The organism is Butyrivibrio sp., assembly GCF_024699075.1.
The window spans coordinates 1-12,598 of the sequence record NZ_JAILQF010000312.1; the positions used below are offsets into that span (position 1 = coordinate 1).

A 12,598-nucleotide genomic window follows, 5' to 3' on the forward strand; every position below is an offset into this window, starting at 1 on the left:
ATTCCATTCTACGATGCCATCTTCGTACTCGGGGTACATCTTAACTGACTCAATGACTTCCTTATAAAGATCATCAGTTGCATTATCCCAGGCACCGTCACAGGTAGGGTATATAAATAGTACACTTGTATCATAGGCTGAAGCGATGCTTTTAAGCCCCGTTTCTTTTGCAAATGTTATTGCTTCATCCTTTTTTCTTCTTTCTTCTTCAAAGATAAGAAGAAGCGGTGCTCTGAAAGTATAATCGTTTGTCTTTGAATCAATGTCGTTTGTAGGCACATATACTTTTAGATAAAAGTTATCAAATTCATGTTCCCAATATTTGCTGCCATCTAAAAGAGTTTCGACGGCAGGTCTTTTGTCCATACCCATTTTCTATCCTCCGTTAAGCATTTTTGAAGTAGTGTTTTGGAAGCTAACTACAATATAGATCAGATTCTGAGCGCATTCTTATTATTTCATGACAATTATTTCTTATTTTTTGCGGCGTTAATTCTTAATTATTTTTTTTAAAAGAATAAAATAAGTGAAATTTATTCTATATATGTCGATATACTATTTGTAGGTATTTGTTCTGTGATTTTGTGCCGGATTATAAATATAAATTGTCAATTATCAGTTATAAGGTTATGGACTAAGAAATACATAAATCAGATTAATGGATGGTATTTATGAACAAACTCAGTAAGAGTAGATGGATTACCGTATTAATCGTATATTTAAGTGTTATAGGGATCAATTTCGTACTTAGCTATATCTCTATAAAATTAGGGATACCACCTATTTTAGGTATAGCCGGTTCAATGACTATAGCTATTATGGGGGGATATTTTCCGGGTGTGTGGGTCGTTCTGCTTACTCATATTCTCACCAGCTATTTTATAAAAGAATTTCTAGATTATTCTATTATCAATATCCTGATAATTATTTGCACAGCGTATTTTTCTCAAAAAGGATACTTTAAAAGAAAGTCCAAAATATTTGTTTATATTATAATGACTTCTGCTATTGTGTCGGCTATAAGTAGTTTGATAGTAGCAGAGGCTGACAGATTTGGGGATAATACTATATATAGCAATCCTTTTTTTGATAACTATTTGGAGGATCCTGTTAGCCTTCTTCTTATTTCTTTTTTGTTTTTCTTTATCATGTCAGTGCCATCTCAGTGTATATGTCTTTTTATCGCTTTTACAATAATTAAATTTGTACCGGAAAATATCAAAAGAAATATATACGAATTTGGATGGCTTCAAAAAGTCTTAAATAATGATGAAATTGAAAGGCTTAATAATACAAAGACAAGAACTATAACTACAAAAATGGTATTTATAATAGCCCTTATTACTACATGCTTGATCGTGCTTATGGTTGTTGCAACTATAGGGAGTAATCTTTTTATTGTTTATACAAAGCAGGAAAATGAAGAACTGGTGGAAAATGCATCCAAAATGGTCTCTAAAATGATAGATGGTGACAAGATTGATGATTATGTTGCAACCGGAGGCCAGGGAGAAGAGTATGAAAAAATAGTTTCTGAGTTGGAAAATATCAGAAGGGTATCTGACAATATAAAGTTCATATATGTTTATAAGATTAAGCCTGACGGATGCCATGTTGTTTTTGATCTGGATACTGAAGATGTTATAGCAGCAGATCCTGGAGAAATAGTTGGGTTCGACAAGTCCTTTGAGCAGTTTGTTCCTACACTTTTAGAAGGAGGTACAATAGAGCCTTTTGTATCAGATGATAATTATGGATGGCTGCTTACGTCGTATTCTCCAATATATAATTCCAAGGGCGAAACCGTATGTTATGCGGGAGTAGATATTTCCATGGAATATCTGTCTTTATACAGAAGGCAGTTCTTAATACGACTACTTATACTGTGTTCAGGAATAATAATAGTTATTATTGTAACCGGCTTGTGGGTTGCCAAATACAGGATCATATATCCTGTTAATTCCATGGTCGAAAGAGCCAGATTCTTCAGCTATGATAATGAAGCTGCCAGAAAGGACAATGTTAAGCTTCTTGAGGATCTTGAAATTCATACAGGAGATGAAATAGAAAGACTCTATCATTCTTTTTTGCAAATTACCAAAGATAGTATGAAGAGCTTTAGTAAAATGCAGCAAAAGTCAGACTATATCGAAAAGGTACAGGCAAGTCTTATCGTTATTCTTGCAGACATGGTAGAAAACAGGGACGAATCAACCGGTGATCATATTAAGAAGACATCTAATTATACGCTTATTATCATGAGAAATATGAAAAAGCTAGGTATTCATACGGATGTTCTTACGGATGAATTCATGGATAATGTGTATAAGTCAGCCCCGCTTCACGATATAGGTAAGATCAAGATACCGGATGCGATATTAAATAAACCGGGCAAACTCACACCTGAAGAATTTGAGATAATGAAACTTCACTCTGTATATGGTGGTGAGATCATAAGTAAACTTGTCGAATCACTAACTCAGGCAAGTTATTTAGAAGTGGCAAGAGATATCGCTTTATACCACCATGAGAAGTGGAACGGACTTGGATATCCTAAGAAACTTAAAGGGGAAGAAATACCACTTTCAGCAAGGATCATGGCAGTTGCAGATGTGTTTGATGCTCTTATATCTGACAGGGTATACAAGAAAGCTTTTTCTTTTGAAAAGGCTATCGACATTATTCAACAAGAGTCAGGAACACATTTTGATCCTGACATAGTAAGAGCTTTTATGTTATCGCTTGATGAAGTGAGAGAAACAGCCAAGATGCAAAATAAAACAAAGTCAGATTAGTTTTATGGGATGATGATATGAATAGAGGTATATTAAAAAAAATAGGTATAATACTTGCTTTTATTGTACCTGTAATCCTATTCAACTGCATAATAAGTATCTGGTCGATCGAAATAGGGCTTATACCTGTTTTGGGCCTTGCCGGCTCTATGGTAATTGCGGCAGTGTCCGGATATTGTCTTAGTGTCTGGGTTGTTTTAATAACGCAGAGCATAATTTCAATTTTCATAGATGAGATTATATATTATAGTCTTGTTAATATACTTAGTATTATCCTCACGGTATATTATTTCAAAAACGGGTATCTGAAAAAAATATCAGGCATACTGTCATATATTAGCTTGTGTTCATTTTTAAATTCTATATTTATCTGTATCATCGAGATTGCGTCAGGCCGTCTGAACGAGGATCTGTTTACTGCAAATAAATATTCAGAAATGATAGGAGCTTTACCGCTTGGCCTTGTAACAAAATCTTTTATTATAGTGTTTACAATATCTTTTGTATTACTTGCATTATGTCTTCTTATTTCTTTAGTTGTGGTCAGGCTTATCCCTTCTGATGTCAAAAAGATTTTTCATGAAATAGGATGGCTTCAAAAGCCTGTCAGCGATGAAGAATTAAAGATTATCAGTGATAGCGATACAAGAACGGTAAAGATCAGTACTGTTTTTGCTATATCACTTATACTGACCTGTTTTGCAGTTCTTATAGTAGTAGCACTTGAAGCAAGCTCACTTTTTGTAAACCATACCAAGGAAACGCATAAAGAACTTGCAGTTGGTACATCAGTTATGGCTGCCAATATCATAGATGGAGACAAGATAGATGAATATATACAAAGTGGTGGTCAAAGCAGTGAATACAAAAAAGTTGTTGAAGAACTCGAAAATATCAGAGACTTGTCTGATGACATAGAATACATATATGTGTATAAAATCATGCCGGATGGCTGTCATGTCGTATTTGACCTTGAATCAGAGAATATTGAAGCGGCAAAGCCTGGAGATGTTGTAGAGTTTACGGATTCATTTAAGGATGATATTCCTATCCTTCTTGAAGGTGGTCAGATAGATCCTGTCGAAAATGCTGATGAAGAATATGGATGGCTTATGACATCATATACACCTGTATATAATTCAAAGGGTGAGACGGTATGTTATGCCGGATCAGATGTTTCGATGAAATATCTCTCCAATTACACAAGAAGCTTTATTATCCGTCTTATTATCATGTGTTCCGGAATAATAATAGTGATCATAATAACAGGACTTTGGACAGCCAGATTCAGGGTTATCTATCCGGTTGATTCTATGGTAGTAAGAGCCAGAGATTTTAAATACGATAGTGAAGAAGCAAGAAAAGCCAATGTAGAACGTCTTACTGATCTGGATATTCATACCGGAGATGAAATAGAAAGGCTTTATAATTCTATGATCCAGGTTACCAAAGACAGTATGAAAAACTTTGGTAAGATGCGTCAAAAGTCAGACTATATAGAGCAGATGCAGTCTGACCTTATCATGATAATTGCAGATATGGTAGAGAACAGGGATGAATCTACAGGTGATCATATCAAAAAGACATCAGAATATACCAATATCATCATGAAACAAATGAAGAGAATGGGTATATATTCAGATATCCTGACAGACGATTATATTGATAATGTAGTTAAGTCAGCCCCTCTTCATGATATAGGTAAGATAAAAATACCTGATGCAATCCTTAATAAGCCTGGAAAGCTTACTAAAGAAGAATTCGAGATAATGAAGCTTCATTCTGTTTATGGAGGAGAAATAATCGATGAGCTTATAGAGTCGATCACTCAGGCAAGTTATCTTGAAACTGCCAGAGATATAGCCCTATATCACCATGAAAGATGGGATGGAACGGGATATCCAAAGGGGCTTAAAGAAAAAGATATTCCGCTATCAGCAAGGATCATGGCAATAGCAGATGTATTTGACGCTCTTATTTCTGACAGAGTATACAAAAAGGCTTTTTCATTTGAGAAAGCTATGAATATTATAAAGGAAGAATCCGGCACACATTTTGACCCGGATATTGTAAATGCTTTTATAGCTGCATCGGATGATGTAAGAAAGACAGCTGAAAAGTTTAACAGTAGATAAATAAGTAAATCATGCAATTGAACTATCAAGGATTACAGGTTAAGTTCCTAAAACGAACCTTGTTGCCTGGGTGGAATAGTAAGTTTAAAAAATAATAAATATGTATTTTTACAAAAAGCGCAGATTCTATGGAGTCTGCGTTTTTTATTCAGCTAAATTTCAGCTTGGATACAGTTTGTTTTAAAGATAGATCATTATAGTTATTCTTCGAAGAAATATGAATAGTTTAAACACAAACGCATTGTAACTGCGTATGCTGTCAGAAACGAATACAGGTAATGCATAAATGCTTTAGGAGGCTCAAATGATCGACTTAGTTAAATTTCAAAAATTAAAGGAACATATTTCTAAAGGAAAAGAAATAGTTAAAGACAAAATTACAGGACATAAGAAACTGGCTGTAAGTACAATTGCAGTAGCACTGGCAGGATGCCTTGCGGTTTCAGCTATTGCCTTTGGAAAAGAAGCAGGTGATGAAAATGCTGTTCAGACTATCTCTACAGAGAATGTAGTTAAGCAGGATCTTGCAAAATCCATTGCAGTAAACGGAACAATTGCAAGTACCGCAAGCTACAGCCTTTCAAGCGAGATAACTGATGTTACTGTTAACGAGCTTAAAGTTTCTGTAGGTGACAGAGTAAGCGCAGGCGATGTAATAGCTGTCCTTGACACAACTTCTCTTGAAAGTTCACTTGAAATAGCGCAGAAGAATCTTGAAGCAACAGAGTCAAAAAATGATATAGATGTAGAATCTTCTGAAAGAAGCTATTCAAATGCTTCAGAAACAGCTTCTGTTCAAAATACAAGAGCTCAGGACGATGTTAATAAAGCCCAGAATGAACTTGATAAGTCTTCAAGTGAGATGGCAACAGCACAAAATAATGTTAATACAGCTAACTCAGATGTTAAGAGTAAAGATTCTGCAGTTACAAATGCCAAAAATGATGTAACGAACGCACAAAACAATGTTAATAGCAAAGCCGATGCAGCAGAAAAGACCCAGAAAGACTACGATAATGCAGTAAGTGCACTTTCTGATGCCAAGGCTGCACTTGATGAAGCTAAAGCTAATGCTCAAAGTGCTATAGATGATGCAAATGCAAAAGTAAGTGATGCCCAAGCTAAGTACGATACAGCTAAATCAGACTACGACAGCAAAGAAAGTGCTTATAATACAGCTAAAACCGAATATGATAACGCAAAAAGTGCTTACGAAACAGCAAAATCAAATGCTGAAGCTTCTAACTCATCTGTTCAAACTGAGAACTCTACTGAAAGTGCAGCTACTAATGCAGATGCTAATGCAAGTAATAGCGTAAGTAATAATAGCTCTGATGATAGTAATCTCAAAAACTTAGAAGCTAAAATGAATTCTGCAAAGGAAGCCATGGATAAAGCTAAGACTGAAATGGATAATGCAAAGACGGAGCTTGATTCAAAAACAACAGCTCTTGATAATGCAAAATCTGCACTTACAAGTGCACAGAACAGCCAGGCTGTAACAGACGCTCAGAATAAATATAATTCAGCACTTGAAGCTAAGAATAATGCAGAAAAAGCAAATGAAAATGCGCAAAGCGAAAGCAAGAATGCTCAAAGGGATCTTGAAAGTAAGCAGACAACACTTTCTGATGCACAGACAGCGCAGTCAGAAGCTAAAAGTAAGCAGTCAGAAGCCCAGTCCAAGTACGACAGCGCCAAATCCCAGACCAAGAGTAATCAGGAAAGCCTTGATAAAGCCAAGGAGAATCAGGAAGATACAACAAGAAATAATCAAAAGACTGTAGCAGACAGTGCAGATTCTGTAGAAAGCAGTAAATTATCTGCAGAGACCAGTGAACTTACAGCTCAGCAGGAAGTTGACAAGTATACTACTCAGATTGAAAAGGCTACTATTAAAGCCCCGGCTGCAGGAGTTATCACAGTTATAAATGTAAAGCAGGGCGATACCTATAAGGGCGGAGAACTCGCTCTTTTACAGGATGATAGCGGATATAAGGTATCAGCGACAGTTGATCAGTATGATATAAGTGATATCTACGAGGGAATGAAGGTTCAGATCAAGACTGATACTACAGGCGATGAACTTATGGATGGAACACTTACCTTCGTATCACCTGTTCCTAAGAATACAACAGTTACAACTTCAACTAATGATTCCAGCGCTAATACTACAAGCACAGATTACCCTATCGAAGTTACTATTACTAATCCAAGTGAGAGACTTCGTATTGGAATGAGTGCAAAGCTTACTATCATCCAGCAGGAAGCCAAGGATGCTCTTACAGTTTCAGAATCTTCAGTTCAGACAGATGAGAATGGTCAGTCCTACATCCAGGCTGTTACAGGAACTGATGAAAACGGTAATAAGACAACTCAGAACATAAATGTAACCTTTGGCCTTAAGACAGACTATTATGTCCAGATACAAGGAGAGGGAATTACAGAAGGAATGGAGGTAGTAATACCTGATATGAGCCTTGATGATTCTGCACAAACAGAAGCAGGAGATGAGTTTACGGAAGGTATGTACTGATGAGCGATATTATGATCGATGCCAAAGGCATCATTAAAAGATTTAATGTGGGAAAAGAAAATGAGCTTGAAATATTACACGGCGTAGATCTTACAGTAAGAAAAGGCGAATTCGTATCAATAGTGGGTCAGTCAGGATCAGGTAAATCAACTCTTATGAACATAATAGGAATACTTGATAAGCCAACAAAAGGATCCTATACACTTGATGGGATAGACATGAATAAAGCAAAGGACAATCAGTTATCTGCCATAAGAAATCAAAAGATTGGCTTTGTATTCCAGACATATAACCTTATTCCAAGAACAAGTGCAATTAAAAATGTCGAGCTCCCCATGCTTTATGCAGGTGTAAAGGCCAAGAAAAGAAGAGAACGCGCCATGGAGCTTTTAGAGCTTGTCGGAATGGATAAGCGAATGGACCACAAGCCTGATGAACTTTCCGGAGGACAAAAGCAAAGAGTTGCTATAGCAAGATCTCTTGTCAATGATCCTGCAATAATCCTTGCTGATGAACCTACAGGAGCGCTTGATAGTGCAACTGGAAGAGCTGTTATGGACCTTTTCCATAAGCTTAATGAAGAAAATGGCATAACCATAGTCCTTATCACACACTCTAACGAACTCGCGGAAGAAACTCAAAGAGTACTCACCCTAAGGGATGGAATGATAATAGGCGAAAGACAAGGCGAAAATTATCACAGGTAAAAGAGGAAATTCAGATGATATTAGAAAATATAAAGCTGTCACTATCAGCTCTTTATGCTAATAAGATGAGGACCCTGCTTACTATGCTTGGAATAGTAATAGGTATAGCATCAATGATAGCGATAATGACAGTAAGTGATGCCATGAATAAGGCAACAATGACTTCCATGGGTGATATGGGAGCCAATGTTGTAAGCGTATTTATAACCCAAAAGCCTGATGAAAGCGGCAACTACAGCGAAAATGTCCGTAGTATGAAGGACAAAGACTATATTACGCAGGAGATGCTTGCCGGAATAGAGAAAACATTTAATAGTCAGATAAGCGGCATATCTATAACTGCAGAGCTTGGATCTTTGAAAGTAACTGATAAGAAAAGGTATGCCAATATCCAGCTTATAGGAAGTAATGAAACAGGCATTAAGAAAAATAACCTTAACATACTTTCAGGAAGAACCTTTACTTCAAAAGACTATTCTGATGGCAAAAAAGTAATCCTTGTAAGCGACAAATATGTCACAAATATGTTTGATGGAGATAAGGATAAGGCTCTTGGCCAGAATGTAGAAGTTGTAATAAATAATAAATATTTTATCTATACAATAGTTGGAGTATATGAATATCATGATAGCGGCTATGGGAGCGGAACAAGCCAGAAGGATATTCAGACAAATGCTTTTATTCCTTATAAGACAGCAACAAGGCAGCTTAGAGACAGCGCCAAGATATCAAGCTTTGATGTTCTGACCAAAACAGGCGCAGATCCCACAACCCTTTCCTACAGCCTTACTGAATATATGAATGAAAATTATTACAAGAATAATGACGCCTATTATATATATGCATACAGTATGAAGGCTGAGATCAAGGAAATGGAAAGCATGCTCAATACCCAGAAGATGGCCTTTATGGCAGTTGGAGCTATATCACTTCTTGTAGGCGGAATAGGTGTTATGAACATCATGGTCGTATCTATTACAGAAAGAACCAGAGAGATAGGTACAAGAAAAGCACTTGGAGCTACCAATGGCATGGTAAGACTGCAGTTCATAACAGAAGCAGTAGTTGTATGCTTTATTGGCGGTGTTATTGGAGTAATACTTGGAGTAGCTTTTGGTATCGGGGCATCAAATCTTATGAGCTATCAGGGATCTCCTTCAGTAAAAGGAGTTATAGCCTGCCTCGTATTCTCTATAATATTTGGCGTATTCTTTGGATATTATCCGGCTAATAAGGCAGCTAAACTAAATCCTATTGAAGCTTTGAGATATGAATGATCTGTTGGCAAAAGCAAACTCGAATAGCTCTATTGCAGCATTTTTTGATCTATGATCCCAATAATTATGGTCTTATGATAAAAGAAAAATGGTCACAAAATGTTCAAAAATTCAGGATCCGCTCTGGGAGCTATATTGGTGCAAGCAATCGATTTATAGATAAGATTTTTATCATAAAAACATAAAAATATGTTGTTAAAATATCGTTTTAAGATTATAATAAGAAAATGTGTAGGCAAAAAATGTTTAAGACATTTAATTTATTCTTTTTCTATTATTAAATGAGATAAGGTACGTTAATGGTTAATATAAGATATAGAGCACAGGAGACAGTTAAGGAAGTTGGAGCCAAGGTTATGGCATCAAGGCAGTTCCAGGAGGCTGATCTTCAGACACATCATCATTTTACAACAGTGGCAAGACACAGCTTCAGGGTAGCCTGTATTTGCTTTTGCATATGTCACTTTCTCTATGTTGTATTTAAGATAAAGACTAATTGGCAGCTTCTTATAGTATGCGCACTTCTTCATGATATAGGAATCATTGGAAGAGATCTTAAATATAGAAACAATAGCCAGTGCTGTCAGCAGCATCCTAAGGATTCAGTTGTGGTAGCGCAAAGTATTCTTGGCGATCTTGATGATACAGGAAGAGATATAATAGGTAACCATATGTGGCCTATGACACTTACACCGCCTCAGACAATCGAAGGCTTTATTATCACAATTGCAGATAAGTACTGTGCTGTGACAGACCTTCTTCCTATGAATAACAGGTCAAGACTCATCAATCCTTCTTTTGGATAAGGTTTGAGTGACATTATAAAATTGATTTAAGAAAAAAGTATCGGCTTTCCAAAAGCTAGTAATTATCTGGATTTTGGAAAGCTGTTTTTTTATGATAAAAAGTATTGAATTATAATATAAAACATAGTAGTATTAGTGCGAAAGATATAGACCGATTGGTCAAATAATATAAATGCAGAGTAGATTTCAAAGCGTTAAGTGCCGGGTGAACAGGGAGTTGTCACTTGGACGAAAAGACTTGTCTTGCGGTTTTGGAGTCGCATCCCGCTGCTACATACCAGGATAATATACCTTCTTATGTAGTTGTCAGGACAAGCATAAGGAGGTTTTTTATTGCATATGATGAATTATGAACAGGCACTAAGCTATATCGAATCAATCGAGAAGTTCGGTATAGATCTTGGTCTCGACAGAATGAAAGAGCTTATGAGGCGCCTTGGCGATCCCCAGGACAGACTTAAATTTGTCCATGTTGCAGGCACCAATGGAAAAGGCTCTACAGTTGCCTTTATATCCAATATTCTTATGGCAGCAGGGTATAAGACAGGAATTTACATTTCGCCATCTCTTGACAGGTTCACAAAACGAATACAGGTAGATGGGAAGGAGATTGATAAAGAGGTACTTGCTCTTTTGACACAAAAGGTCAAGGATGCAGCTGATAGCATGGTATCTGACGGGCTTTCGATGCCGACAGAATTTGAGCAGGTTAATGCCATAGCATTCCTTTATTACGAACATGAAAAGTGTGATTTTGTAGTTCTTGAAGTAGGCCTTGGCGGAAGGATAGATTCTACTAATGTCATAAAGACTCCGGAAGCTGCAGTTATTGCTTCAATTAGTTTTGATCATATGCAGTATCTGGGCAATACCCTTCCTGAGATAGCCGGTGAGAAAGCCGGCATCATGAAAGAGGGCGGAGACGTAGTTGTATATGATCAGGCGCCTGAAGTAATGGAGGTTTTCAGAAACGTTTCCAAAGAAAGAGGATGCAGGCTCTTTATTTCCGGTAAGCCTTTAAATGATAAAGCGCTTAAATATGATCTGACAGGCCAGTATTTTGAATATGACTTTGACCCATCTTCCATAGAAAATGGGAAGAATACTGCGCTTAATAAAGAAATAAAGGAAACATATCAGATAAGTCTTCTTGGAGATTATCAGATACGAAATGCTTCTCTTGCTATAACAGCAGCACTTGTCTTACAAAGTAAAGGCTATGAGAAGATAACAGATACGGCTATAAAAGAGGGACTTATTAATACAAAATGGGAAGGCAGATTTGAACTGTTGCAGGATAATCCCAAGGTTATAGTAGACGGAGCTCACAACCCTGACGGGATCAAGGTTTTATGCTCTAGTCTTAAGCGTCTTTTTCCAGATAAAAAGATCATGTTTATAGCCGGTGTTCTCGCTGATAAGGACTATAAGAGCATGATGAAAGAGATTGCGCCGCTTGGGAAGATCTTTTATACGATCACACCGCCTAATAACAGGGCTTTATCTGCAAGGGAGCTTGCAGATACTTTCAGGTCATTTGGCGCAGAGGCTATGGATTTTGATAGCGTTGAGGATGCGCTTAACAAGGCGCTTTTGGATGCAGAAAGTGATGATGTAATATGCGCATTTGGATCACTTTATTATATAGGTCAGATAAGGAAGCTTATCTTAAAGGATGTTTGATTGATTTCATAATTACATAGGACAGATCAGAAAGCTTATCTTAAAGGATGTTTGATTGATCTCATAATTATATAGGACAGATCAGGAAGCTTATCTTAAAGGATGTTTGATTGATCTCATAATTACATAGGACAGATCAGGAAAATTATATAAAGTATGCTTAAATGATCTCATATTGTTTATAGCTGGAAAATATTTAATTAGTATATTTGGATTTGTGAGAATATGGAGGAAGTACTTTGGACGATAATAAGATTAAAGAAGGTGTAAGACTTATACTTGAAGGAATCGGAGAAGATATAAACAGAGAAGGTCTTCTTGAGACTCCTGACAGAATTGCAAGAATGTATCATGAGCTGGCAGCAGGATATACAGAGGATGCAGCCGTTCATCTTGCAAAACGTTTCCATGTGGAAACATCAGATATTGTAATAGAGAAGGATATTCCTCTTTATTCATTTTGTGAGCATCATATGCTTCCATTCTATGGAACAGCAGCTGTTGCTTACATTCCTGACGGAGAAGTTGTGGGACTTAGTAAGATCGCCCGTACAGTTGACGTTTTTGCAAAACGTTTTCAGGTTCAGGAAAGACTTACAGCTCAGATAGCAGATGCTTTTGTCAAAGAACTCCATCCAAAAGGAGTCATGGTACTTGTA

9 protein-coding genes and 1 riboswitch are annotated in these 12,598 nt (G+C 36.7%); of the genes, 8 read left to right on the top strand and 1 reads right to left on the bottom strand.

Going from position 1 to position 12,598, the window contains the following annotated elements:
• A partial coding sequence (locus K6G87_RS12515) for a hypothetical protein (protein WP_296837777.1) occupies nt 1-372 on the bottom strand: 372 nt, incomplete at its 3' end.
• Nucleotides 373-671: 299 nt separating this feature from the next.
• Here K6G87_RS12515 and K6G87_RS12520 point away from each other — a divergent pair.
• The 8 genes from K6G87_RS12520 to folE all read left to right on the top strand — a co-directional run.
• Nucleotides 672-2,795 (top strand): HD-GYP domain-containing protein, encoded by a 2,124-nt coding sequence (locus tag K6G87_RS12520; protein WP_296837779.1) that lies wholly within the window; start codon nt 672-674, stop codon nt 2,793-2,795.
• A gap of 17 nt (nt 2,796-2,812) precedes the next feature.
• On the top strand, nt 2,813-4,930 hold the full coding sequence (locus K6G87_RS12525; RefSeq protein ID WP_296837783.1) for an HD-GYP domain-containing protein: 2,118 nt from the start codon (nt 2,813-2,815) through the stop codon (nt 4,928-4,930).
• A gap of 304 nt (nt 4,931-5,234) precedes the next feature.
• Nucleotides 5,235-7,466 (top strand): HlyD family efflux transporter periplasmic adaptor subunit, encoded by a 2,232-nt coding sequence (locus tag K6G87_RS12530; RefSeq protein WP_296837785.1) that lies wholly within the window; start codon nt 5,235-5,237, stop codon nt 7,464-7,466.
• Entirely contained in the window at nt 7,466-8,173 is a 708-nt protein-coding gene (locus K6G87_RS12535; RefSeq protein WP_296837788.1) for an ABC transporter ATP-binding protein, read from the top strand. Before K6G87_RS12530 ends, K6G87_RS12535 begins: the two co-directional genes overlap by 1 nt.
• 14 nt (nt 8,174-8,187) lie before the next feature.
• On the top strand, nt 8,188-9,450 hold the full coding sequence (locus K6G87_RS12540; protein WP_296837790.1) for an ABC transporter permease: 1,263 nt from the start codon (nt 8,188-8,190) through the stop codon (nt 9,448-9,450).
• A gap of 299 nt (nt 9,451-9,749) precedes the next feature.
• Nucleotides 9,750-10,256 (top strand): HD domain-containing protein, encoded by a 507-nt coding sequence (locus tag K6G87_RS12545; RefSeq protein WP_296837793.1) that lies wholly within the window; start codon nt 9,750-9,752, stop codon nt 10,254-10,256.
• A 173-nt stretch (nt 10,257-10,429) separates the two neighbouring features.
• A riboswitch (THF riboswitch) is annotated at nt 10,430-10,528 on the top strand.
• 67 nt (nt 10,529-10,595) lie between these two features.
• Nucleotides 10,596-11,939: a bifunctional folylpolyglutamate synthase/dihydrofolate synthase gene (locus K6G87_RS12550; RefSeq protein ID WP_296837796.1), complete on the top strand. Its 1,344-nt coding sequence runs from the start codon at nt 10,596-10,598 to the stop codon at nt 11,937-11,939.
• A 239-nt stretch (nt 11,940-12,178) separates the two neighbouring features.
• Nucleotides 12,179-12,598, top strand: a 420-nt coding sequence (gene folE / locus K6G87_RS12555) for a GTP cyclohydrolase I (RefSeq protein WP_296837799.1), incomplete at its 3' end; no start/stop codon positions are given.

What these genes read in the sequence shown, in the direction of transcription:
- K6G87_RS12520 (WP_296837779.1), top strand. Translation starts at nt 672, where the DNA reads ATGAACAAACTCAGTAAGAGTAGATGGATTACCGTATTAATCGTATAT.
- K6G87_RS12525 (WP_296837783.1), top strand. Translation starts at nt 2,813, where the DNA reads ATGAATAGAGGTATATTAAAAAAAATAGGTATAATACTTGCTTTTATT.
- K6G87_RS12530 (WP_296837785.1), top strand. Translation starts at nt 5,235, where the DNA reads ATGATCGACTTAGTTAAATTTCAAAAATTAAAGGAACATATTTCTAAA.
- K6G87_RS12535 (WP_296837788.1), top strand. Translation starts at nt 7,466, where the DNA reads ATGAGCGATATTATGATCGATGCCAAAGGCATCATTAAAAGATTTAAT.
- K6G87_RS12540 (WP_296837790.1), top strand. Translation starts at nt 8,188, where the DNA reads ATGATATTAGAAAATATAAAGCTGTCACTATCAGCTCTTTATGCTAAT.
- K6G87_RS12545 (WP_296837793.1), top strand. Translation starts at nt 9,750, where the DNA reads ATGGTTAATATAAGATATAGAGCACAGGAGACAGTTAAGGAAGTTGGA.
- K6G87_RS12550 (WP_296837796.1), top strand. Translation starts at nt 10,596, where the DNA reads ATGATGAATTATGAACAGGCACTAAGCTATATCGAATCAATCGAGAAG.